Origin of the sequence: Microbacterium phyllosphaerae, assembly GCF_017876435.1 — a bacterium.
GTDB lineage: Bacteria > Actinomycetota > Actinomycetes > Actinomycetales > Microbacteriaceae > Microbacterium > Microbacterium phyllosphaerae.
In genome coordinates this window covers 156,625-178,240 of the sequence record NZ_JAGIOA010000001.1, presented here as the reverse complement: position 1 = coordinate 178,240, position 21,616 = coordinate 156,625, and the positions used below count along the sequence as shown (strand labels likewise).

Annotated in this window: 24 protein-coding genes; 11 read left to right on the top strand and 13 right to left on the bottom strand. The window is 69.5% G+C overall.

The genetic code is table 11. The features are described 5' to 3' along the window. Positions 1-18 precede the first annotated feature (18 nt). Together JOF42_RS00825 and JOF42_RS00820 are read right to left on the bottom strand one after the other, a co-directional pair. Complete coding sequence (locus tag JOF42_RS00825; RefSeq protein ID WP_210096119.1) at positions 19-717, bottom strand: response regulator; 699 nt, start codon at positions 715-717, stop codon at positions 19-21. Beyond that, a complete protein-coding gene (locus JOF42_RS00820) occupies positions 714-2,033 on the bottom strand; it encodes a sensor histidine kinase (protein ID WP_210096118.1) in 1,320 nt (439 codons plus the stop codon). The genes JOF42_RS00825 and JOF42_RS00820 overlap by 4 nt, the downstream gene beginning before the upstream one ends. An 86-nt stretch (positions 2,034-2,119) precedes the next feature. On the opposite strand from JOF42_RS00820, the gene JOF42_RS00815 reads away from it, so the two are divergent. The 5 genes from JOF42_RS00815 to JOF42_RS00795 all read left to right on the top strand — a co-directional run bounded on the left by JOF42_RS00815 (position 2,120) and on the right by JOF42_RS00795 (position 6,896). Further along, the gene (locus JOF42_RS00815; protein WP_210096117.1) at positions 2,120-3,325 is read left to right on the top strand and encodes an MFS transporter; all 1,206 of its coding nucleotides are present in this window, start codon (positions 2,120-2,122) and stop codon (positions 3,323-3,325) included. Between the two features lie 49 nt (positions 3,326-3,374). After that, positions 3,375-3,779 carry a VOC family protein gene (locus JOF42_RS00810; RefSeq protein ID WP_210096116.1) on the top strand — a complete coding sequence of 135 codons (405 nt, stop codon included), beginning with the start codon at positions 3,375-3,377 and terminating at the stop codon, positions 3,777-3,779. Continuing rightward, complete coding sequence (locus tag JOF42_RS00805) at positions 3,776-4,054, top strand: winged helix-turn-helix transcriptional regulator (RefSeq protein WP_210096115.1); 279 nt, start codon at positions 3,776-3,778, stop codon at positions 4,052-4,054. Before JOF42_RS00810 ends, JOF42_RS00805 begins: the two co-directional genes overlap by 4 nt. A gap of 69 nt (positions 4,055-4,123) precedes the next feature. After that, positions 4,124-4,750: a dihydrofolate reductase family protein gene (locus tag JOF42_RS00800; RefSeq protein WP_210096114.1), complete on the top strand. Its 627-nt coding sequence runs from the start codon at positions 4,124-4,126 to the stop codon at positions 4,748-4,750. Between the two features lie 142 nt (positions 4,751-4,892). Further along, positions 4,893-6,896: an MSCRAMM family protein gene (locus JOF42_RS00795; RefSeq protein WP_210096113.1), complete on the top strand. Its 2,004-nt coding sequence runs from the start codon at positions 4,893-4,895 to the stop codon at positions 6,894-6,896. Between the two features lie 66 nt (positions 6,897-6,962). On the opposite strand, the gene JOF42_RS00790 is transcribed toward JOF42_RS00795, so the two are convergent. Both JOF42_RS00790 and JOF42_RS00785 read right to left on the bottom strand, forming a co-directional pair. After that, positions 6,963-7,772: an HAD family hydrolase gene (locus tag JOF42_RS00790; protein ID WP_210096112.1), complete on the bottom strand. Its 810-nt coding sequence runs from the start codon at positions 7,770-7,772 to the stop codon at positions 6,963-6,965. A 4-nt stretch (positions 7,773-7,776) separates the two neighbouring features. Further along, complete coding sequence (locus tag JOF42_RS00785) at positions 7,777-8,625, bottom strand: exodeoxyribonuclease III (RefSeq protein WP_210096111.1); 849 nt, start codon at positions 8,623-8,625, stop codon at positions 7,777-7,779. A gap of 37 nt (positions 8,626-8,662) precedes the next feature. On the opposite strand from JOF42_RS00785, the gene pyrE reads away from it, so the two are divergent. Beyond that, a complete protein-coding gene (gene pyrE / locus JOF42_RS00780) occupies positions 8,663-9,223 on the top strand; it encodes an orotate phosphoribosyltransferase (RefSeq protein WP_210096110.1) in 561 nt (186 codons plus the stop codon). Beyond that, positions 9,220-10,122 (top strand): ROK family protein, encoded by a 903-nt coding sequence (locus JOF42_RS00775; protein ID WP_210096109.1) that lies wholly within the window; start codon positions 9,220-9,222, stop codon positions 10,120-10,122. Before pyrE ends, JOF42_RS00775 begins: the two co-directional genes overlap by 4 nt. A 23-nt stretch (positions 10,123-10,145) precedes the next feature. Here the strand turns inward: JOF42_RS00775 and JOF42_RS00770 are convergent, their stop codons facing one another. Continuing rightward, the gene (locus JOF42_RS00770; protein WP_245340681.1) at positions 10,146-10,484 is read right to left on the bottom strand and encodes a hypothetical protein; all 339 of its coding nucleotides are present in this window, start codon (positions 10,482-10,484) and stop codon (positions 10,146-10,148) included. A 202-nt stretch (positions 10,485-10,686) separates the two neighbouring features. Between JOF42_RS00770 and JOF42_RS00765 the strand changes: the two genes are divergently transcribed. Continuing rightward, complete coding sequence (locus JOF42_RS00765) at positions 10,687-11,853, top strand: anhydro-N-acetylmuramic acid kinase (RefSeq protein WP_210096108.1); 1,167 nt, start codon at positions 10,687-10,689, stop codon at positions 11,851-11,853. 18 nt (positions 11,854-11,871) lie between these two features. Here the strand turns inward: JOF42_RS00765 and JOF42_RS00760 are convergent, their stop codons facing one another. From JOF42_RS00760 to JOF42_RS00740, 5 genes are read right to left on the bottom strand one after another with little or no spacing between them, the layout of a single operon-like run. After that, entirely contained in the window at positions 11,872-12,036 is a 165-nt protein-coding gene (locus tag JOF42_RS00760; RefSeq protein ID WP_210096107.1) for a hypothetical protein, read from the bottom strand. Continuing rightward, entirely contained in the window at positions 12,033-12,602 is a 570-nt protein-coding gene (locus JOF42_RS00755) for a YdeI/OmpD-associated family protein (RefSeq protein WP_210096106.1), read from the bottom strand. Before JOF42_RS00755 ends, JOF42_RS00760 begins: the two co-directional genes overlap by 4 nt. 1 nt (position 12,603) lies before the next feature. After that, positions 12,604-13,413, bottom strand: coding sequence for an HAD-IIA family hydrolase (locus JOF42_RS00750; protein ID WP_056311519.1), 810 nt, complete (start codon positions 13,411-13,413; stop codon positions 12,604-12,606). Positions 13,414-13,468: 55 nt separating this feature from the next. Then, the gene (locus JOF42_RS00745) at positions 13,469-14,101 is read right to left on the bottom strand and encodes a metal-dependent transcriptional regulator (RefSeq protein ID WP_210096105.1); all 633 of its coding nucleotides are present in this window, start codon (positions 14,099-14,101) and stop codon (positions 13,469-13,471) included. A gap of 14 nt (positions 14,102-14,115) precedes the next feature. Next, positions 14,116-14,418 (bottom strand): hypothetical protein, encoded by a 303-nt coding sequence (locus tag JOF42_RS00740; protein WP_210096104.1) that lies wholly within the window; start codon positions 14,416-14,418, stop codon positions 14,116-14,118. 146 nt (positions 14,419-14,564) lie between these two features. Here JOF42_RS00740 and JOF42_RS00735 point away from each other — a divergent pair, with 146 nt between their 5' ends. Beyond that, positions 14,565-17,126, top strand: coding sequence for a rhamnogalacturonan lyase (locus JOF42_RS00735; protein WP_210096103.1), 2,562 nt, complete (start codon positions 14,565-14,567; stop codon positions 17,124-17,126). A gap of 118 nt (positions 17,127-17,244) precedes the next feature. On the opposite strand, the gene JOF42_RS00730 is transcribed toward JOF42_RS00735, so the two are convergent. Continuing rightward, positions 17,245-18,534: an Nramp family divalent metal transporter gene (locus JOF42_RS00730; RefSeq protein WP_210096102.1), complete on the bottom strand. Its 1,290-nt coding sequence runs from the start codon at positions 18,532-18,534 to the stop codon at positions 17,245-17,247. Between the two features lie 70 nt (positions 18,535-18,604). Between JOF42_RS00730 and JOF42_RS00725 the strand changes: the two genes are divergently transcribed. Then, the gene (locus JOF42_RS00725; RefSeq protein ID WP_210096101.1) at positions 18,605-19,264 is read left to right on the top strand and encodes a TrmH family RNA methyltransferase; all 660 of its coding nucleotides are present in this window, start codon (positions 18,605-18,607) and stop codon (positions 19,262-19,264) included. Between the two features lie 30 nt (positions 19,265-19,294). Here the strand turns inward: JOF42_RS00725 and JOF42_RS00720 are convergent, their stop codons facing one another. Continuing rightward, positions 19,295-19,486, bottom strand: a complete 192-nt coding sequence (locus JOF42_RS00720) for a hypothetical protein (RefSeq protein ID WP_194762431.1) — start codon at positions 19,484-19,486, stop codon at positions 19,295-19,297. A 117-nt stretch (positions 19,487-19,603) separates the two neighbouring features. Then, a complete protein-coding gene (locus JOF42_RS00715) occupies positions 19,604-20,923 on the bottom strand; it encodes an MATE family efflux transporter (protein ID WP_210096100.1) in 1,320 nt (439 codons plus the stop codon). A gap of 88 nt (positions 20,924-21,011) precedes the next feature. Here JOF42_RS00715 and JOF42_RS00710 point away from each other — a divergent pair, with 88 nt between their 5' ends. Next, entirely contained in the window at positions 21,012-21,569 is a 558-nt protein-coding gene (locus tag JOF42_RS00710; protein WP_245340680.1) for a DnaJ family domain-containing protein, read from the top strand. The last annotated feature ends 47 nt before the right edge of the window (positions 21,570-21,616 follow it).

The window sequence follows — 21,616 nt, the reverse complement described above, 5'->3', positions numbered from 1 at the left end:
AGCGTATCGGGGCCGGGGTTACGCGAGTCCCATACGGTGGGCGAGCACGACGGCCTGCACGCGGTCGCGGGCGCCGAGCTTCTGCAGGATCCGCGAGACGTGGGTCTTCACGGTCGCCTCGCCGATGAACAGGGCGCTCGCGATCTCGGCGTTGCTGCGGGCATCCGCGAGCAGGGCGAGAACCTCGGCCTCGCGCTCGGTGAGCGGGTCGGCGAGCAGCGCAGGCGCGGGGACGCTGACGGCGGGGGCGGATGCCGGAGCTGCCGTCGGCTCCGACGTGTGGGCGAACCGGGCGAGCACCCGACGCGTGACCTCGGGTGCGAGCATCCCGTCGCCGGCCGCGAGCGCGCGGACCGCGGCGATGAGGTCTTCGGCGCCGGCGTTCTTGAGCAGGAAGCCGCTCGCTCCGGCATCGAGCGCCTGATAGAGGTAGTCGTCCCGGTCGAAGGTCGTCACGATCGCGATGGCGGCGGAGATCGCGGGATCGGCGACGATCCGCCGGGTCGCCTCGATGCCGTCCATGTCGGGCATCTGCACATCCATCGTGATCACGTCGGGGTGGAGAGCGGATGCCTGGGCCACCGCTTCGGCGCCGGTCGCCGCCTCACCCACGACGGTGATGTCGGGCTGGGTGTCGAGGATCGTGCGGAAACCGGCACGCAGCATCACGTGATCGTCGACGAGGAGCACCCGGATCGGGGGAGTGGGCGTGGTCATGAGGCGGTGCTCGTCTCGGTCGTGGCGGTCAGCGGCGCTGTGCCGGTGAGAGGCCCTGTGTCGGTGAGAGGCGCTGTGCCGGGCAGAGGCACGCGGGCCCGCACGCGCAGCCCTCCCGAGGGGCGAGGGGTCACCTCGAGGGTGCCGCCCGACGCGGCCGCCCGCTCGCGCATGCCGAGCTGACCCAGACCCGGACGCAGCGCCGTCACCGTGCGGCCCGTGTTGACGATCTCGACCTCGACGCCCTCGTCGTCGTAACGGACCCGCACGTCCGCCGTGGCTCCGAGTCCCGCGTGACGGCGGGCGTTCGTGAGGGACTCCTGCGTGATCCGGTACAGGTTCACGGCGACGACGGAGGGGACGGCCGCGGGCTCCCCGATGACCGTGTACACGGTCGGCAGTCCCGCCTCGACCGAGGCCTCGACCAGCGCGCGGATGTCGTCGAGGGCCACGGTCGACGCGGCATCCGGCGTCTCGCTGCCGGGCGAGCGCAGGGTCTCGAGCAGCTGCCGCAGCTCGTGGATGGCATCGCGGGCCGATCCCTCGATCCCGGTCAGGATGCTCTTCGACTTCTCCGGGTCGTGATCGATCACCAGCCGAGCGGCGCCTGCCTGCACACCCATCACCGAGACGTGGTGCGCGACCACGTCGTGCAGCTCGCGCGCGATGCGCACGCGGTCGAGGGCGACGGCCTGCGCCGCTGTGACCTCGCGCTCACGCTCGAGCTCGGCTGTTCGCTCTTCGAGCACCTGGCGCTCCTGCGCCGCATGCCATGAGCGCTCGCCGAAGTAGTAGGCGCCGCCGAAGTAGAGCACGTTCAGCAGCAGCTGGATGAGCATGAAGGCCAGATAGGGCGAGAGCAGACCGGCGGCGACCTCGGCCTTGTCGGCCTCCTCGATCGCCTGGCGATACATCGTGATGATGAGCCAGATGAACATGCCGACGATGATCGAGACGCGCACGATCATCGCGGCTCGGCGGTTGTTCATCCACGCGCCCACCGTGTACAGCGAGACGAACATGGCGATGTTGCCGACGTAGATCTCGGGCACCTGGAACGAGATCGCGAGGAAGTAGGCGGCGCAGATCGCCACGGCCACGGGGCCCGGCCAGCGACGCCGCACCGCGAGCGGCGCGGTGACGGCGAGCGCGTACACGAGCGCCGTCCACGGCTCGGCGCGGGTGTCGCCGTAGATCTCGGCGACCGTCGACAGAGCGGCGCTCAGCACCGCGCCCACGAACATGACCGCAGCGAGCACGAGGTCGCTGCGTTGCTCGCGGACACTGGGCGTGCGGAGGAACGGCGCGGCGGGCATCCCCCCACCGTAGATCGAAGGCGGATGCGGCGGCATCCCCCGTGCGGGGGATCACGTCGTCCGACCTGCAGCTGGGACAATCGACCGTGACCTCGACTCCGCCGCTCGCGACGCCCCGGCTCGCGCCGCTGTACCTCGCCGGCTTCATCACGGCCTTCGGCGCGCACGGCATCGCTGCGGCCCTCGGCGCCGAGACCGAGGACATCGGCTGGACGCTGCTCGCGTTCGGTCTGACACTCGCTCTGTACGACCTCGCCGAGGTGCTGCTCAAGCCGTTCTTCGGCGCGCTGAGCGACCGGGTCGGCGTGCGCCCGGTGATCGTCGGAGGGCTTCTCGCGTTCTCGGCGTTCTCGGTCGTCGGAGCCGTCGTGCCGGGGATGCTCGGACTCGTCATCGGTCGTTTCGGTCAGGGTGCCGCCGCATCCGCGTTCTCCCCCTCGTCGTCGGCCGCGGTCGCCCGGCTCACCGACGATGCCACGCGAGGGAAGTACTTCGGGCGGTACGGATCGTGGAAGAGCCTCGGCTACGCGCTCGGTCCGCTCCTGGGTGCCGTGCTCGTCGTGTGGGGTGGAATGCCTGCGCTGTTCTGGGCGCTCGCGGTGCTCGGACTCGGGGCGGCCGTCTGGGTGGCGGTGGCTGTGCCCGCCGTCCCGGTGCTGCCGCGCACGCGCGTCACCCTCGTGGACCTCGGCCGTGAACTGACCGCACCCGGCTTCGTCGTCCCGACGCTCGTGCTGGCCGCGACCACCGGGGCGCTGGCGGTGGCCGTCGGCTTCCTGCCGCTGCTCGGTCGACAGGCCGGACTCGACACGGTGTGGAGCATGGCGATCGTGACCGTGCTCGCGCTCGCTTCGAGCGTCACGCAGCCCTTCGTCGGCGCTGTTCACGATCGTGGACGCATCTCGGTGCGGCTGGGCACGGCCGGAGGACTCGCGCTGATCGCCGCGGGCATCGCGCTCGCCGCGGTGACACAGGTACCGGTCGCGCTCGTCTCCACCGCGCTGCTCGTCGGCGTCGGGGTCGGCGTCGCGACACCGATCGCGTTCTCGTACCTCGCATCGTCGACGCCTCCTCAGCGTATGGGACGCACGATGGGCAGCGCCGAGCTCGGTCGCGAGCTGGGGGACGCCGGTGGCCCGCTCGTCGCGGGCGCCGTGGCGACGGCATCCGTGCCGGGGGTGGGTCTCGGGGTCGTCGCGGCCCTCACGGCAGGGGCGGGCGCGCTCGCACTGGTGGGGCTCCGGCGTCGCTCGGGCCCTGATGCCGCGGACGAAGCCGCACGGATGAGATGACCATCGAGATGCCCTTGACGAGCCACTTGCATTTTGCAAGTATCAGCACATGAGCCTCTTCATCACCTGCCCCGTCGAGAGCGTCGACCGGGCCACAGCGTTCTACACCGCCCTCGGCTGGACCCTCAACGCCGAGATGTCCGATCACAACGTGTCGTGCTTCGCGATCGCGCCCGAGCAGTACGTCATGCTCGGCAGTCGCGAGATGTACGCGAGCGTCGGCGGCACCGAGGAGCTGATCGGCGGACCCGACACCCCCTCCAAGGTGACGGTCTCGTTCGACCTCGACAGCCGGGAGGCGGTCGATGCTCTCGTCGAGCGCGCCGCTGCCGCCGGTGGGCACGTCGGCGACACGGACGACTACCCGTTCATGTACCAGCGGCAGTTCGACGACCCCGACGGCTACCACTATTCGCCGTTCTGGATGAAGCCGGAATCCGACCCGCAGGCGTGAGCGACCTCGCCGCAACCCTCGATGTCGTCGGGGCCCGGTGGGCTCTCCTCATCGTGGAACGGCTCCTCGACGGGCCGCAGAGGTACGGCGATCTGCAGCGCGATCTCGGGGTGCCGACGAACATGCTCGCGACCCGCCTGAGGGAACTCGAGGCGGCAGGGGTGCTGACCCGGTTGCCCCTTCGGCACAACACGCGTGCCTACGCGCTGACCGACCGGGGCATCGCGTTGCGCGACGCGATCGATGCACTCGGCCGCTGGGGTCGAGAAGAGTAGATCCCCGGGCGGGGACGCGCGGGCGCATACTGTGAGGATCGCCGCAGTCTCGTGCAGAGGAGCACTTCGATGGCCGGACGCATCCTGATCGACCTCTTCACCACCCTCGACGGCGTCGCCCAGGGGCCCGGCGGCACCGACGAGGACACGTCGGGCGGATTCCTCTTCAGCGGCTGGCAGGCCGGATACCCGTCGTCGGGCATGGGCGAGACCGTCTCACAGGGGATGCAGGGGCTCGACGCGCTGCTGCTCGGCCGCCGGACGTATGACATCTTCGCCGGCTACTGGCCGCACCATACCGAAGGGCCGTCCGGCGAGATCGGCCGACTCTTCAACCGCGTCCCGAAGTACGTGGCGTCTCGGAACCCCGATCTGCCGCTCGAGTGGGAGAACAGCCACCGGGTGGGCGAGGACCTCGCCGCCGAGATGTCCGAGCTGCGCGCACAGCACCGCGAGGTGCACGTGATCGGCAGCGTGGACTTCGTGCACTCGCTGCTCGCCGAAGGGCTCTTCGACGAGCTCAACCTGTGGGTGTACCCGATCCTGCTCGGCACGGGCAAGAAGGTGTTCGACGACGGGGCACTGCCGTCGATCCTCACCCTTCTCGAGCAGCCGGTCGCTGACGAGGGCGGCGTGATGCTGCTGCGCTACGGCCGCACGGACCGCACGCCCGAGGTCGGCACGTTCGAGGATTGATCCTTCGAATCGACTATTCCCCTCCTGTGTGCTGATCGCCTAGATTCGGAGGGAACGCTGCCGCATACATATCGGCATTGGACCGAGGTCGAGCGGCACCGTGAGGACATCGCGAGCGCGACCTCCTTCGGAGGGTGGGGACATGGCGCGACGTCGCGCATTCATTCGGGCTGCGTTGAGCGGGGCGGTGGCCGTCGCGCTCGCGCTCGGCGGCGCCACGACGGCGATGGCAGAGGACGAGCCGGTCGCGGGTACGGGGTCGATCACGGGAGTGGTGACCTCGACAGTGGACGGCACGGCACTCGAGGGCGTCTCGGTCCATGCCGAGACCGACGACGGGCTCGGATCCGCGGATGCCGTGACGGACGAGACCGGCGGCTACTCCCTCGACGGCCTCGTCGACGGCGATTACGTCGTGCGCTTCTCCACCGCGGACGCCAGCTTCACCGCCGAGTACTGGAACGACACGAGGGATCAGTGGCGAGCGGAGCGCATCGCGGTCGTCGACGGCGCAGCGGTGTCTGGAATCGATGCCGCTCTGGCACCCGCACCCACCGGCTCGATCAGCGGAACGGTCACGCGCGAGGATGACGCGACTCCCGTCGCCGGCGTCACCGTGACGGCGCAGGGATGGGGTGGCGGCTGGGCGTCGACGACCACCGACCAGACGGGCGCGTACACACTTCCCGGTCTCGCGGATGACTCGTACGTGATCTCCTTCTTCGCCGACGGCACCGACCTGAAGCGCGAGTACTGGGAGGACACCACGGACTACGAATCCGCGACGCGCATCGTCACCGACGGCACCGCCGTGGTCGGCATCGACGCGTCGTTGACGGAAGGCAGCGCGATCGAGGGTGTCGTGACCCGAGCCGATGACGGAGCTCCGATCGAAGGCGTCAACGTCTCGGCGCTCGACGCGAACAACGAGATCATCGGCGCGACCGAGACCGACGCCACCGGCGAGTACAGCCTCGGAGGCCTTCCCGCGGGTTCGTACCGGGTGCGCTTCGGCTCGCCCGACCCCGCGCTGGTCTCCGAGTACTGGAAGGACTCGTACAGCTGGAACGGTGCGACTCTCGTCACCGTCACCGAGAAGGAGTCCGTCGGGAACGTGGATGCGCAGCTCGGCGGCGTCGGGTACATCAGCGGCACGGTCACGAAGAGCGCCGACGGCTCACCCGTCAGCGCGGCCGTCATCCTGTACGACGTGAACAATGCGGTCGAGGACCCGTACATCGACACCGACAGCGAGGGCAACTATCGCATCGCCGTCACGCCGGGCACCTACCGGGTGCTCTTCCACGCGTACGAGACGGGCGTGATGGAGGAGTACTGGGAGGGTGCGCGAGAGTGGGAGGACGCGACCTTCGTCACCGTCGGCGCGAATGAGGAGGTCGAGGGCATCTCGGCTGCACTCGAGGTGGTCTCGACGATCACCGGCACGGTGGCACTCGACTCCGACGAAGACCGGAAGGTCGTGGTCGAGGCCTGGTCCGACGGAGAGCTCGTCCGCTCGGCCGAGGCCAACCCGAACACCGGAGCCTACAAGCTCGTCGTCCCCGAGGGGACCTACGTCCTGAAGGCCTCCGCGACCTTCCCCGGCAGCGCCACGACCGCGGCCCCGCAGTACTTCGACGGTGTCGCGACGGCCGCCGAGGCGACGCCTGTCGTCGCTGTCGGACGCGCCACGCTCACCGGCATCGACTTCACGCTCATCGCGGGCACCGCGCCCGAGCCGAAGCCGGCGCTGACGCTCTCCGCCGCATCGATCCGAGCGGGCAAGGAGATCACGGTCTCCGGCACCGGTTTCGCGCCGGGCCAGAAGGTCGCATTCGAGCTGCACTCCGACCCGGTGGCCCTCGGGTCCCTCACCGCCGATGAGAGCGGTGCGCTCACGGGTTCGCTGCGGGTTCCCGCAGGCACCCCCGCGGGTGCGCACACGCTCGTCGCGCTCGATGCGTCGGGAGCAGTCATCGCCAGCGTCGCCCTCACCGTGAGGGCATCCTCGGGGGGTGCGGTCGCCAGCGGTGAGGATGCTCTCGCGACCACCGGCGCCGAACTGCCGTCGTTCGCCGTGATGATGGCGGCGGCGATGCTGCTCACGGGGCTCGGCCTCGTGCGGCGCCGACGCGCGCACAGCTGACCCCGGCACGACACGAGAGCCCGGCCGTTCCCTTCGGAGCGACCGGGCTCTCGGCGTTCACGGCGGTCAGCCGAGCAGTCGCTCGATGACCCTCGCGACTCCGTCATCATCGTTCGAGGACGTGGTCTCGTCTGCCGCGTCCTGCACGACATCGCTCGCGTCGGCCATCGCGACGCCGTGACCTGCCCAGCGGAGCATCTCGACGTCGTTGAGCGCGTCTCCGAAGGCGATCACATCGCGGCGCTCGATCTCGAGGTGCTCGCAGAGGCGCGCGAGCCCCGTGGCCTTGGTGACGCCCTCGGCCATGACCTCCACGAACGGGGCGCCCGACAGGGTGGCTTCGAAACCGGTCAGGCCGAGATCGCACAGCGCCTCGAACAGCGCCGTGGGTGCGATCTCGGGATGCCGGATCACGAGCTTCAGACTGGGCGCGCCGAGCACCTGATCGAGGCCGACGCCGCCCATCGTGCGCGGATCGCGCTTGTGGTCCGCGAGGTCGGCGATCTCGGCGTAGCCGTGCTGGGCGACGAACGTCTCGCCGCCCTCGCGCACACTCGCGAAGAGGAGCCCCGGCACACTCGCTCGGAGCGCGTCGGCGAGTGTGCGGATCGTCTCGGGCGGAAGTTCTTCGGCGAACAGCAACCGCCCATCGGTGAGGTTCGTGGCGTAGGCGCCGTTGCTGCACAGCGCCCAGCCGTCGAACCCGGCACCGCTCGCGATCGCACGCAGTCCGATCGGCTGGCGAGCCGTCACGGGTACCACGTGGATGCCGCGGGCACGCGCCTGATCGAGTGCGGCCCTCGTGCGTCGGGTGACCGTGGACGTGGAGTCGAGCAGGGTCCCGTCGAGATCGGTGGCGATCAGCCGGAGAGGCACCGGCTCAGGAGAAGATCATCGGCAGGTCGTCGTCGTCCTCGGCGCCGCCGCCGAGGTCGAACTCGACGACCACCGGCACGTGGTCGCTGGGCTGCTCGCCCTTGCGCTCGTCGCGGTGGATGGAGGCGCCGGTGACCGCATCCGCGAGCGTCTTCGACCCGAGGACGAAGTCGATGCGCACGCCCTCGTTGCGGGGGAACTTCAGGCGCTGGTAGTCCCAGTACGTGAAGCCCTCGGGGATCAGCGGTCGCACCACGTCGGTGACGCCCGCATCGGTGAACGCGAAGAAGGCCTGACGCTCTTCGGGAGACACGTGGGTGGAGACGCCCTCGACGATGTCGGGGTCTCCGTTGTCCTTGTCGAACGGGATGATGTTGAAGTCGCCGACCAGCGCGAGAGGCAGATCGGGGTTCGCCGCGAGCTCGGCGGCCGTGGACTTCTTCAGCTGTTCGAGCCAGTGCAGCTTGTACGTGTAGTGCGGGTCGTCGAGCGAGCGGCCGTTCGGCACGTACAGGCTCCACACGCGCACGCCATCGACGAGCACGCCCAGGGCGCGTGCCTCGAGCGGAGCATCCGGCCCCTCATGCCCCTTGGCGAACCCGGGCATGCCGTCGAACGCGGCGCGCACGTCGGTGATCGGCAGGCGGCTCGCGATCGCGACGCCGTTCCACTGATTCAGTCCGTGCACCTCGACGTGGTAGCCGGCCTCTTCGAACGGCCCATAAGGGAACTGCTCGGGCTTGCACTTGATCTCCTGCATCGCCAGCACGTCGATGTCCTCGCGGACGGCGAACTCGACGGTGCGGGTGACACGGGTGCGGATGGAGTTGACGTTCCAGGTGGCCAAGCGCATGCGTCAAGCCTAGGGCCCACCTCCTACACTGGATGCCGTGACCGCACTCGACGCAGACCGCCAGACCCTCCTCGACCTGATCAAGGACGAGGCGGTGTTCCACGGAGACTTCACCCTCTCGAGCGGCAAGAAGGCGACGTACTACGTCGACATGCGCAAGCTCACCCTCGACCACCGCGCGGCCCCCGCGATCGGCCGCATCATGCTCGACCTGATCGGCGACCTCGACGTGGTCGCGGTCGGAGGTCTGACGCTCGGTGCCGACCCCATCGCCAACTCGGTGCTGCACGCGTCCGTCGCGACCGACAAGCCGCTCGATGCCTTCGTCGTGCGCAAGGAGCCCAAGGACCACGGCCGCGGCCGTCAGATCGAGGGCGCCGACGTCAAGGGCAAGCGCGTCGTGGTGCTCGAAGACACCTCGACCACCGGCCAGTCCGCGCTCAAGGCCGTCGAGGCGCTGCGCAAGGAGGGCGCCGAGATCGTCGCCGTCGCCGTGATCGTCGACCGCAAGACCGGGGCGCAGGCCGCGATCGAAGCCGAGGGTCTCGAATGGCGCGCGGCCTTCGACCTCGACGACCTCGGGCTCGACCCCCAGTGACCCGTTACGCGCTCGCCGTCGACGTCGGCGGCACCAAGATGGAGGCCGCGCTCGTCGATGAGCACGGCGTGCTCGAGCGGGGAAGCCGCAGCCGCCGGGCGACGGGCCGGGATGCCACTCCCGAGTCGCTCGACGACGCGATCGCGACACTGATCTCCCATGCGCTGTCCCGTCTTCCCGACGACGCAGAGCTCGTCGGCGTCGGCATCGGCAGTGCGGGGCCGATCGACCGCAACGTCGGTCAGATCCTTCCCGTGAACATGCCTGCAGCCCGCGGGTACGGTCTCGCGGATGCGGTGCGCACGACTGCATCCGGGCTCCTCGGCCGTGCGCTGCCCACGGTCTTCGGCCACGACGGCGGCGCGCTGGCACTGGCTGAGTCCTGGCTCGGTGCGACGAAGGATGCCCGTTCTTCACTGTCGATCGTCGTCTCGACGGGCGTGGGCGGAGGATTCGTTGTCAACGGCGCCTACATCCCCGGTGCCACCGGCAACGCCGGTCACCTCGGACAGGTGCGCCGCGAGGGCGGACTCACGCTCGAGGAGATCGCTTCGGGGCCGGCGAGCGCCGCCTGGGCGCAGCAGCAGGGATGGACCGGATCGACGGGCGAGGATCTCGCGCGGGACGCTACGGCCGGTGACGCCATCGCCCGCGCTGCGATCGAGCGGTCGGCGAAGGCCGTCGGCGAAGCCCTGGCGGATGCCGCGACCCTCGTCGACCTCGACATGGTCGCGATCGGCGGCGGATTCTCTCGGGTGTCGGCCGACTACATCGACCTCGTGCAGCAGGCCCTCACCGCGAGCGCTGCGCACGAGTACTCGCGTCGCACCCGCGTCGTGCGCTCGGGGCTCGGCGACGAGGGTCCGCTCATCGGCGCCGCGGCACTCGTCTTGCGCTGAGTCGCGACTCAGCGCCGGGCAGGTCAGCGCGACGCGACGATCAGATGGCGTTGCGGTCCTTCGAGTCTGGCCATCGCGATCTTGAGCTCGGTCGTGTCGGCAGCGACCGCATCGATGCGTGCTCCGAGCGACGTCTCGACGCCTCTGAGGTCGGCAGCGACCGCGTCGATGCGGGCGGTCAGCCTCTGTTCCACTCCGTCGATACGCGCACCGAGCGACGTCTCGACTCCGACGAGATCGGTGCGGAGGGCGTCGGATCTGCGGATGCACCAGGCGAAGCCCGCGAACATGGTGCCGCCCATAGCCAACAGCAGGCCGACGGCGCTGAGGACGATCGCAATGGTCTCTGCGGACACGAACATGCTCCCATTCTGGGGGTGGTGGGCGGGGTCTCGCAGAATGCTACGCAGCCGTCGGAGAGGGCGTGCCGAGTATGCAGGTACTCCACCGACCGGCGTGGAGAACGCGATTCAGTACGTGATCGTGCAGAAAAGATCGACGCCTTCCGTTCGCCTCCCTAACAAAAGCGGCCTACGCTCGTATCAGGCGACGGAAGGATCACGCATGCGCGTACTCGGATTGCTCTCGGGCACCTCACACGACGGCATCGACGTCACGGTCGTGGACTTCGAGGAGAGCGACGGAGAGCTGCGCGGCACCGTCCTGCACGAGGACAGCGTTCCGTACGACCCCGAGCTGCGGGCTCGTCTCGTGGCGGCGCTGCCGCCCGCGCCGACCACGTTCGCCGAGGTCTGCGAGCTCGACACTCTGATCGGCCAGGCCTTCGCCGAGGTCGCGGCGTCGGCATCCGCCGCGGTCGGGGGAGTGCACGCGGTGTGCACGCACGGACAGACGGTGTTCCACTGGGTCGACGAGGGCCACGCGCTCGGCACCCTGCAGATCGGCCAGCCCGCTTGGATCGCAGAGCGAGTGGGGGCGCCGGTCGTCTCCGACGTCCGCATCCGCGACATCACGGCGGGTGGTCACGGTGCACCGCTCGTCTCGTTCCTCGACGAGCTGCTGCTGCGGGGTCGCGCAGGCGTCTCGGCGGCGGTGAACCTGGGCGGCATCGCGAACATGACGGTGGTGGGGCCGGGCAGTCTGTCGGCCTACGACATCGGCCCGGCCAATGCGCTGGTCGACGCCGTCATCGTCGCCGAGGGCCTGAACGAACGCGGGTACGACGCGGATGCCGCGATCGCGCGCACCGGCGCCGTCGACGAGGATCTCCTCTCAGCCCTCCTCGCCGACCCGTACTACGCGCTCTCAGCCCCCAAGAGCACCGGCAAGGAGCACTTCCACCTCGACTACGTGCGTGCGCACGTCGATCGCCTCACCGGCACGGGCCGTGATCTCTCCGTCCCGGATCTCGTGCGCACGCTCACCGAGCTGACGGTGCGCACCGTCGCTCAGGACGTCCGGGCCGCCGGCATCCGCTTCCTCGCCGTGTCGGGCGGCGGGTGCCACAACCCGCTGATCATGCAGGGCCTGCGCGACGCGCTTCCCGGGGTCGAGGTCGTGCTCGCTGACGAGCTCGGGGCGTCCGTCGACAGCAAGGAGGCGATCCTGTTCGCCCTGATCGGCTGGTGCACCATGCACGGCGTCGCCGCCGTGACGCCCGGAGGCACCGGGGCGCGGGAGCCGCGCATCCTCGGCACGATCACGCCGGGTGCTGGTCCGCTGCGGATGCCGGAGCCGGTCGAGCGCGTGCGCAGTCTGACTCTCGGCTGACTCCGAGACCGACGACGCTCAGCGCTTGCGGTCGTCGTCGTCCCAGGGGCCTTCCCACCAGCCGGCGCGTCCGTCGCCCTCGCCGCCTCCGCGGCGGGAGCGCCAGAACTGCACGACGAACACGGTCAGCGTGCTGAGCAGGATCAGGATCACCACCAGGAACAGCAGGTCCGACTGATTCATGGGCGCTTCCCCTCCGCGGCATCCGCCACGATCTTGGCGATCCGCGCCGCGCGCGTCTCGGCTCGTTTCGCCGTCGCGATGTGTGTCAGGCCGAACTTCTTGACCGACTTCGGGAAGGCATCCCAGTGCGCGCGCGCACTGGGCACGGCATCCAGTGACTCGGTCAGCTCGGGTGGCTCGATGCCCGCCTCCGGACCGTCGAGCACGGTCCAGGATCCGTCGGCCTTCGCAGCCTCGAGCACGCGGATGCCGGCGGGGGCGAGCAGCCCTGCGTCCTCGAGGTCGACCAGACGAGCCTTGTTCGTCGCCGCCCAGCCGCTGCCGCGACGCCGCGGCGAGAACCACTGTCCGACGGTCTGATCGTCGAACGTGCGCACGGGCCCGTCGATCCAGCCGAAGCAGAGTGCCTGGCGCACGGCGTCCTCGTAGCCGACGCCGTCCGCGCGGGTCCCGCGCACGCTCAGCAGCCAGACTCCGGCCGTGCGCTCGTGATGCTCCTCGAGCCAGGCGCGCCAGGTGGCCGCATCCGCTGCGACGACCCGCTCTCCCTCGTCGAGCGCGCCCATGTCAGTCCTCGTCGAGCGTCGGGATCGATTCGGTGACCGTGGGCAGCAGATCGGCGACGGAGTCGACGATCTCGTCGGGACGGAACGGGTACTTCTCGACCTCGGCCTCGTCGCTGATGCCGGTCATCACGAGCACGGTGTGCAGGCCCGCCTCGATGCCGGCGATGATGTCGGTGTCCATACGGTCGCCGATCATGCCGGTCTTCTTCGAGTGCGCGCCGATCTTGTTCAGCGCCGAGCGGAACATCATCGGGTTGGGCTTGCCGACCACGTACGGCTCCTTGCCCGTGGCCTTGGTGATGAGGGCGGCGATCGCGCCGGTGGCGGGCATGACGCCGTCGGCGGAGGGGCCGGTGGCATCCGGGTTCGTGACGATGAAGCGCGCGCCCCTGATGATGAGGCGGATCGCCTTGGTGATCGCCTCGAACGAGTAGTTGCGGGTCTCGCCGACGACCACGAAATCGGGATTCGTCTCGGTCATGATGAACCCGGCCTCGTGCAGTGCGGTGAGGATGCCGGCTTCGCCGATCACGAAGGCGGAGCCGCCGGGCAGCTGCTGGGCGAGGAAGTCGGCGGTCGCGAGGGCGGAGGTCCAGATGCGCTCCTCGGGCACGGTCAGGCCGCTGGCCCGCAGGCGGGCGGAGAGGTCGCGCGCGGTGAAGATCGAGTTGTTCGTCAGCACCAGATACGGGATCTCGTTCTGCTCCCACCCGGCCAGCAGTTCGGCAGCTCCGGGGATGGCGTCGTTCTCATGGACGAGCACGCCGTCCATGTCGGTGAGCCAGCATTCGATGTCATCGCGGTGTGCCATGTGCACAGCCTATTGGCCCGCGGTTACGGGCAGGTGTCAGGTTCTGACGGGGTTCTCAGGCGCTCAGCCAGACCACGTGCGCCGCACCGTCGGGGAGCGCGGTCTCGACACCCTCGAGGTCGACGCCGGATGCCGTGATCGTGACGGTCGCGGCGACGGCGACACCCGCCGCCTCCAGTGCGCGCAGCAGTTCGGGGTCGCGGTCGTCGACGCGCAGCACCCTGCCGGTGTGGCCCGCCGGGGCATCGGCGAGCAGCACGAAGGGCTCGCGGTCGACGACTCCCGCGGCATCCGGGATCGCATCGCCGTGGGGGTCGAATCGGGGTCGTCCGAGGCGCGCGTCGATGCCTTCGAGCAGCCGGTCGCTGATGGTGTGCTCGAGCACCTCGGCCTCGTCGTGCACCTCGTCCCACCCGTACTCGAACTCCTGCACGAGCCAGGTCTCGATCAGACGGTGGCGGCGCACCATCGCCAGTGCGCGCTGCGTGCCCGCGTCCGTCAGGCGCACCGCGCCGTACGGCACATGCGAGACGAGTCCGGCGGCGGCGAGCTTCTTCACCATCTCGGTGACCGACGAGGGGGCGATGCCGAGCTTCGCCGCGAGCACCGACGGGGTGATCGGCGCATCCTGCCATTCGGTGTGCGCGTAGACGGTCTTGAGGTAATCGTCTGCTGCCGGGGATGCCACGAGTCCAGCCTAGATCAGGGGTTGGCGACGTCGACGAGGATTCCGAATGCGACCTGTCCTGCGAAGAAGACGATGAGGAAGCCGAGAAGTGCGGCGAAGAGCGAGAGGCGCCCGTCGAATCCCTCGACCTCGGCGATGCCGATCTTGCGTGCTCGGAACGCGAGCACGAGCGTCGCGACGCCCAGTGCGAGCTGCACCCACGGGCTTGCGGGACCCAGTGTCTTCGGGAACGCGACGAGGAGGCCGCCGATCACGCCGGTCGCGATTCCGATCCAGGTGAGGATGCGGACGTTGCGGCGCGCGGTTTCGGCAGACATGTCTTCGAGCCTAATCGCCGTCGGCCGCTGTGAATCGTCTCAATCCGGTCGGATTCCTTGACGCACGTGGCCTCGGCGGGTAGCTTCGACCGGGCACGGGAAAACGCTATCCGAGCGGGCTTCACGCCCAGAGAAGGATTTCGACGATGAATATCCGACACCGATCATTCCGCGCTGCCGTGGCGGTCGCCGCCGCTGGGTGCCTCCTCGTGGGTGGCGCGCAGAGCGCGGGAGCGGCATCGCCCACCGCTCCCGAGACCGGCCGGCATGGCCCCGGCTCCCAGACGCCGCAGCTGGAGGTCCTCGACCGCGGCCTGGTCGCCGTCTCGACCACCGACGGTGTGTTCCTCAGTTGGAGACTGCTCGCCGCCGAGGCGACCGGTGCCACGGCGACGGGCCTCGCCGGACCCGACTTCGCGGTGTACCGCGACGGCGCCCGTGTGGCGACGGTCACCGACAGCACGAACTACGCGGATGCCGACGGGTCGGCGACCTCGGAGTACTCGGTGGTCCCGATCGTGAACGGCGTGGAGCTGACGGCATCCGCGTCTGCATCCGTCACCGCCTGGGCGGAGGGGCACCACGACCTGCCGCTGCAGAAGCCCGCCGACGGCGTCACGCCGAAGGGTGAGGCCTACACGTACTCGGCGAACGACGTCTCGGTCGGCGACGTCGACGGCGACGGTCAGTACGAGTACGTCGTGAAGTGGGACCCGTCGAATTCGAAGGACGTGTCGCAGCGCGGCTATACGGGTCCGGTCTATCTCGACACGTACGAGCTCGACGGCACGCTGCTCAACCGCCTGGATCTCGGCGTCAACATCCGCGCGGGTGCCCACTACACGCAGTTCCTCGTCTACGACTTCGACGGCGACGGCCGGTCCGAGACGATGCTGAAGACGGCGCCGGGCACGAAGTCGGTGCAGTTCGCCGCCGACGGATCCGTGAAGAAGGAGTCGTACATCACGCTCCCCAAGGCCGACCGCAGGGCCGGATACTCGAACGACGACGACTATCGGCTGAGCGCCGCCGACTACGAGGAGCACCTCGTCGAGATGTTCCTCGGCTGGAGCGAGCGCGACGAGGTCGTCTCGGGGAAGTGGCCGGCGACGCTCGAAGAGGCCTGGGGCATGCCGGTGACGCATGAGTACCCCCTGACGCGCGAGAGCGCCGAGGAGCTCGCCGATACGTTCATCGACGTGTACGCGCCGAGCCGCAGCGCTCGCAATCTGCTGCGCGAGTTCGAGGGATTCATCGTCGACGGGCCCGAGTACCTCACCGTCTTCGACAGCGCGACGGGCAAGGAGCTGCAGACGATCCCGTATCCGACCGAGCGCGGAGACGACGGTCTGCTGTGGGGCGACTATGCCATGTCGCGCATCGAGCCGGCCAACCGTGTCGACCGGTTCCTGTCGGGTGTCGGCTACCTCGACGGTCAGCATCCGTCCGCCGTCTTCGCCCGCGGGTACTACACGCGCACGACCGTCACGGCCTTCGACTGGGACGGCAAGCGACTCAAGGAACGGTGGGATGTCGACAGCGGTCATGTGCCGATGACGAACCCGTTCAACGACTCCCCGCACGGCCGTGACGGCACCGACCCCGAGTTCGGAACGATCACCACCCAGGGCGACCACTCGCTGAGCTTCGCCGACGTGGATGCCGACGGCAAGCAGGAGCTCGTGTACGGATCGGCGACGATCGACGACGACGGCAGCCTGCTGTACAGCTCGTTCGACGTGCTCCCCGAGGGCAGCGCCGACCCCGGAGCGACCGTGCGACTCGGACACGGCGATGCGATGCACGTGACCGACATCGACCCCAGCCGCCCCGGACTCGAGATCTGGACGGCGCACGAGGGCGCCACCTCGGCCCCCTACGGGTCCGTCCTCCGCGATGCCGCGACCGGGGAGTCGCTGTTCGGTGCCTACTCGGGCCGAGACACGGGCCGCGCGATGATCGGCGACGTCCGTCCGGACGTTCCGGGCATCGAGGTGTGGTCGAGCATGCCCGGCGGCACCGAGGGCAGCGGTCTGCTGAGCGCGAAGGGAGAGGTGCTGCAGCCGGAGACCCCGGGCACGAACATGTCGATCCGCTGGGCGGGGGACCTGACCACCCAGATCGTCAACGGCAGTGGAACCCAGACACCGACAATCGACGACTGGACTCGCGGCACCCTTCTCACGGCCACCGGCACTCTCACGAACAACGGCACGAAGGGCAACCCCTCGCTCGTCGCCGACGTTCTCGGAGACTGGCGCGAGGAACTGCTCGTGCGCACGGCCGACTCGAGTGCGCTGCGGTTCTACACGACCACGGAGCCGACCACGCACAAGCTCACGACCCTGATGCACGACGTGCAGTACCGCGTCGAGACCGCCCGCCAGCAGACGACGTACAACCAGCCGGCGTACACCTCGTTCTACTTCGCCAGCGACCTCGACTGGTCGAACGTTCCTGTGCTGACCGCTCCGGTGACGCCCAAGGCACCCAAGTTCACCGACAAGCCGGGTTCATCTCGCGATGAGGTGAAGGTGCCGACGAACGTCACGGGCGTCACGTACTACGTGAACGGCGAGAAGGTCGAGGCGCGCAACGGAAAGGTGCGCGTCACGGGCGAGGTGACCGTGGTGGCGGTGCCGGATGCCGGCTACCGCATCGCGGACGGTGCGACCTCGCAGTGGACGGAGACACTCCGTAAGCGCTGACCCGTGCTGACCCGTGCTGACCCGCGCGGTGGCAGACCGCCGCCCCGAGCCGACTCCTTCCCGTGCCGGCTCGGGGCGGTTCTGTCATGTCTCGTGCGTGCTGCTCCTGCGTGCCGGCTCAGGCCCCCGTCAGCACGAGCCAGAGCAGGGCGCCGTTGAGGGCGATGAGCAGAACGGATGCCACGATGCCCGCCGCCGTCGTCCACACCCGGTTCGCCCAGGGCCCGAGCGTGCGTCGCTGGGCGGTGAGCGCGACGAGCGGGATGAGCGCGAACGGGATGCCGAACGACAGCACGACCTGGCTGAGCACCAGTGCCAGCGTCGGGTCGACTCCGATGCCGAGGATCACGAGCGCGGGGATCAGTGTCACCAGGCGTCTCGCGAGCAGCGGGATGCGCACGTGCAGCAGGCCGTGCATGATCTCCGCTCCCGCATAGGCGCCGACCGAGGTCGAGGCGAGCCCGGATGCGAGCAGACCGACCGCGAAGAAGGTCGCCACGACCGGGCCGAGACCCGCTGCCAGTGCGGCGTGTGCACCCTCGAGCGAGTCGGTCCCCTCGACGCCGGCGAGGTTGGCAGCGGCGAGCAGCAGGATTCCGAGGTTCACCGTGCCCGCGATCAGCATCGCGATCGACACGTCCCAGCGGGTGGCGGTGAGCAGCCGTCGGATGCGCGACGCCTCGGTGCGCGCGGCCTCGGTCGGTGCGTGGGCGGCCGCCGATCCGAACCGATCACGGGTCAGCGACGAATGGGCGTAGATCGCGTGCGGCATGATCGTCGCGCCGAGGATGGATGCCGCCAGCAGCACGGATCCGGTGCCCTCGAAGCGGGGAACGAGCCCACCGATCACGCTGGCCGCGTCGGGTGGGGCGACGAAGAGCCCGGCGATGAAGCCGACTGCGATGATCACCATGAGCCCGATGATCACGAACTCGAAGGGCCGCGCGCCGCGGCGGCTCTGCACCGCCAACAGGATCATCGACACGGCTCCGGTGATGACCCCGCCCAGCAGGAGGGGGATGTCGAACAGCAGGTAGAGAGCGACCGCACCGCCGATGACCTCGGCCAGGTCGGTCGCCATCGCGACGAGCTCGGCCTGCAGCCAGTAGGCCCGTCGAGCCCACGGCTTCGTGAGGCGTGCGCCCAGCACCTCGGGAAGGCTCTGCCCCGTGACCACGCCGAGCTTCGCCGAGAGGTACTGGATCAGCCAGGCCATGACGTTGCCGGCGATCACGACCCAGACCAGCAGGTAGCCGTACTGGGCACCCGCGGTCATGTTGCTCGCGACGTTCCCGGGGTCGAGATAGGCGACTCCGGCGACCAGGGCGGGGCCGAGCAGCCAGAGACTGCGGGGGGCGGTGGCGCGAGCGGCGGGGGTCACCTCATCGAGGGCAACATTTTTAGGCATGCCGAAATCGTAGCGGATTTTTCGGTGTACCTAAATATGCTCCCCGTCGAGTGGCGGATAGCCTGACGGGATGGAAGAGCAGGCGCCCGCGGAGACAGCGGAGACAGGCGGATCGTCGGCGCAGCCCGGATACGGGGTCGGCCCGTGGCCGGGCGGCGAATCCGAATGGCCGCAGGGGGAGCAGTACGATCCCGAACTGCTGGCGGCCGGAGACACCCGCAACGTGATCGATCGCTACCGCTACTGGCGGATGGAGGCGATCGTCGCCGATCTCGACACGCAGCGGCATCCGTTCCACGTCGCGATCGAGAACTGGCAGCACGACATGAACATCGGCTCGATCGTGCGCAGCGCGAACGCGTTCCTCGCCGACACCGTGCACATCATCGGTCGCCGTCGCTGGAACAAGCGCGGTGCCATGGTCACCGACCGCTACCAGCACGTCGTGCACCACGAGGACGTGGAGACCTTCGCGGCGTGGGCGGCCGGCGAGGGCATCCCGATCATCGCTGTCGACAACGTCGACGGCGCCGTGCCCGTGGATCGCGCCGAGCTGCCGCAGACCTGCGTGCTGCTGTTCGGACAGGAGGGGCCGGGTCTGTCGGATGCCGCACTCGCCGCAGCATCCGCCCATATCGAGATCACGCAGTACGGTTCGACCCGATCGATCAACGCCAGTGCGGCAGCCGCCGTGATCATGTACGAATGGTGCCGGAGGTACGCGGACTGACGGGTCCCACGCGCTTCCTGCGCTCGGGCGTCAGTCCCTGTCGATCCCGAAGGTGTTCCGGTAGAGCGCGGTCACATCACGATCGAGTGTGTCGATCCGGTGATGAACGCTCCGGATCTCGGTCTTCACGACGTGGATGAACAGCGTCGACACGACCGTGACCATGCCGAACATCGTCGCGGCGAAGACGCCGATCAGCACCCACACCTGAGGTTCGTTCATGGTCAGCACGCTCCGATTCTCGTTCGCCCGGAACGAGAATGCCAGGCCTGGGCCGGCCCACTTCGCCGGGATTCCGGGATACGTGGAGAACCTCGGATCCCGACGGATCGTGCAGGGCTAGACGCCGGCCGAGATCCAGCGTCCGGATCGCACGCGCCAGCCGAGAGTGCCGAGTCGTGCGAGCAGATAGACGCCGAAGAACGCGACGGCGAGCCAGATGAGGCCGGCGGCACCGTCGACCCCTGTCGCGGCGATGATCCACAGCGCGGGCAGGAACGGAAGCAGGTTGAGCCCGCCCGCGAGTGCGAGGTAGCGCGCGTCGTTCGCGCCCATGAGCACACCGTCGAGCACGAAGACGACGCCCGCGATCGGCTGGGCGACCGCGAGGATCAGGAGGGCCGGCTGCACGAGGGCGGCGACCGACGGGTCGCCCGTGAACACGATGCCGAGCACGCCCGAGAGCGCCGCGATGAGCGCCCCGACCACGACGCCGAACCAGGCGCCCCAGGCCACCGTGCGCCGGAGGACCCGATGCACCTGCCGTTCATCACCCGCGCCGAGCTCCTTGCCGATCAGCGCCTGCGCGGCGATGGCCAGGGCGTCGAGTGCGAAGGCCGCCGCCGAGAAGATCGTGAAGACGATCTGCCATCCGGCGAGCTCGTCCGTGCCGATGCCCGTGGCAACCGCGACGGTCACGAGGAGAGCCGCCCGCAGGCTCACCGTGCGCAGGAACAACCAGCCGCCCGAACGGGCGGTGCTTCCCATGCCCTCTCGCCGCGCCCGCAGTGACGCGTCATGCGTCGCGGCGAGCCGGCGGATCACCAGCACGTAGGCGCCGACCATGCCCCACTGCGCCACGACGGTTCCGGCTGCTGAACCGGCGATGCCCCAGCCGAGCCCGTAGATGAACACGACGTTGAGCAACGCGTTCGCGCCGAAACCGAGCCCTGCGATCCACAGCGGGGTCACGGTGTCCTGCATCCCGCGCAGGAGTCCGGTCGCGGCGAACACGATGAGCATGGCGGGCAGGCCCCACATCGAGATGACGAGGTAGTCGTTCGCCTGCGCGGACACGGCCTCGCTCGCCCCGAACAGCGACACGAGCCACGGGGAGGAGGCGGCGCCCGCCGCGGCGAGCACGGCGCCGATCGCGAGCGCCAGCCACATGCCGTTGATGCCGACCGAGACGGCTTCGCCCGGTCGGCCCGCACCGAAGAGTCGCGCGACAGCCGGGGTGGTCGAGTAGGCGAGGAAGACCATGAGGCCGACGATGGTCTGCAGCACGGCTCCGGCGATGCCGAGGCCGGCCAGCGGGGTGGTGCCGAGGTGCCCGACGAGGGCGGCGTCGACGATGAGGAATGCGGGCTCGGCGATCAGTGCGCCGAGGGCGGGGACGGCGAGGCGCAGGATCTCACGGTTGAGGGTGCGCTCGGTCATCCTCCGAGCCTATGGGCTGGTGCCGACGGCGCGATCGCAGGTGACGCGCGTCGTACCCTGGAAGAACCGGATGCCACGGAGGTGCGTCATGACGGATCCACGCGAGGCCGCGGCGAGATACCGCGCGCGGCAGCAGAGCGACGGCGCGGAGGAGGATGCCGAATCCGGCACGGCTCCGGGGATCGCCGCCGCGACCGATCGGGCGGCGTTCATCGAGACGGCCATCCAGGTCGCGATCCGTCGGGGTGACTTCGACGATCTGCCGGGTGCGGGCAAGCCTCTCGAGGGTCTGGGCACGCATCACGATCCCGACTGGTGGATCCGCCGCAAGATCGAGCAGGAGAACCTGACGGGGCTCGGGCCGCTGGCGATCCTGCTGCGCACCGAGGACCGCGAACTCGACGATCAGCTCGATCTGCTGGGGCGCGAGGCCGACGTGCGCGAGGTGCTCGTGGACTTCAACGGGCGTGTGATCGAGGCCCGCCGTCAGCTGCAGGGGGGTCCTCCGGTGGTCACGGAACCGCGCGACGTCGACGCCGAGGTCGCCGCCTGGGCCGACCGCCGGGCCGCCCGGTTCGACGCCCGTGCGGCGGAGGCGCCGGAGCAGCCGCGGCGACGACGCTTCGGCATCCGCCGCAGGGCGTGAGCATCCGGCGATCCCACCCGAATGTCGGAGCGCCGCATAGGCTGTTC

What these genes read in the sequence shown, in the direction of transcription:
- JOF42_RS00760 (WP_210096107.1), bottom strand. Translation starts at nt 12,036, where the DNA reads ATGAATCAGTCGGACCTGCTGTTCCTGGTGGTGATCCTGATCCTGCTC.
- JOF42_RS00825 (WP_210096119.1), bottom strand. Translation starts at nt 717, where the DNA reads ATGACCACGCCCACTCCCCCGATCCGGGTGCTCCTCGTCGACGATCAC.
- JOF42_RS00710 (WP_245340680.1), top strand. Translation starts at nt 21,012, where the DNA reads ATGACGGATCCACGCGAGGCCGCGGCGAGATACCGCGCGCGGCAGCAG.
- JOF42_RS00715 (WP_210096100.1), bottom strand. Translation starts at nt 20,923, where the DNA reads ATGACCGAGCGCACCCTCAACCGTGAGATCCTGCGCCTCGCCGTCCCC.
- JOF42_RS00720 (WP_194762431.1), bottom strand. Translation starts at nt 19,486, where the DNA reads ATGAACGAACCTCAGGTGTGGGTGCTGATCGGCGTCTTCGCCGCGACG.
- JOF42_RS00730 (WP_210096102.1), bottom strand. Translation starts at nt 18,534, where the DNA reads ATGCCTAAAAATGTTGCCCTCGATGAGGTGACCCCCGCCGCTCGCGCC.
- JOF42_RS00785 (WP_210096111.1), bottom strand. Translation starts at nt 8,625, where the DNA reads ATGCGCTTGGCCACCTGGAACGTCAACTCCATCCGCACCCGTGTCACC.
- JOF42_RS00800 (WP_210096114.1), top strand. Translation starts at nt 4,124, where the DNA reads ATGGCCGGACGCATCCTGATCGACCTCTTCACCACCCTCGACGGCGTC.
- JOF42_RS00755 (WP_210096106.1), bottom strand. Translation starts at nt 12,602, where the DNA reads ATGGGCGCGCTCGACGAGGGAGAGCGGGTCGTCGCAGCGGATGCGGCC.
- JOF42_RS00770 (WP_245340681.1), bottom strand. Translation starts at nt 10,484, where the DNA reads ATGTTCGTGTCCGCAGAGACCATTGCGATCGTCCTCAGCGCCGTCGGC.
- JOF42_RS00725 (WP_210096101.1), top strand. Translation starts at nt 18,605, where the DNA reads ATGGAAGAGCAGGCGCCCGCGGAGACAGCGGAGACAGGCGGATCGTCG.
- JOF42_RS00750 (WP_056311519.1), bottom strand. Translation starts at nt 13,413, where the DNA reads ATGGCACACCGCGATGACATCGAATGCTGGCTCACCGACATGGACGGC.
- JOF42_RS00740 (WP_210096104.1), bottom strand. Translation starts at nt 14,418, where the DNA reads ATGTCTGCCGAAACCGCGCGCCGCAACGTCCGCATCCTCACCTGGATC.
- JOF42_RS00810 (WP_210096116.1), top strand. Translation starts at nt 3,375, where the DNA reads ATGAGCCTCTTCATCACCTGCCCCGTCGAGAGCGTCGACCGGGCCACA.
- JOF42_RS00765 (WP_210096108.1), top strand. Translation starts at nt 10,687, where the DNA reads ATGCGCGTACTCGGATTGCTCTCGGGCACCTCACACGACGGCATCGAC.
- JOF42_RS00735 (WP_210096103.1), top strand. Translation starts at nt 14,565, where the DNA reads ATGAATATCCGACACCGATCATTCCGCGCTGCCGTGGCGGTCGCCGCC.
- JOF42_RS00795 (WP_210096113.1), top strand. Translation starts at nt 4,893, where the DNA reads ATGGCGCGACGTCGCGCATTCATTCGGGCTGCGTTGAGCGGGGCGGTG.
- JOF42_RS00820 (WP_210096118.1), bottom strand. Translation starts at nt 2,033, where the DNA reads ATGCCCGCCGCGCCGTTCCTCCGCACGCCCAGTGTCCGCGAGCAACGC.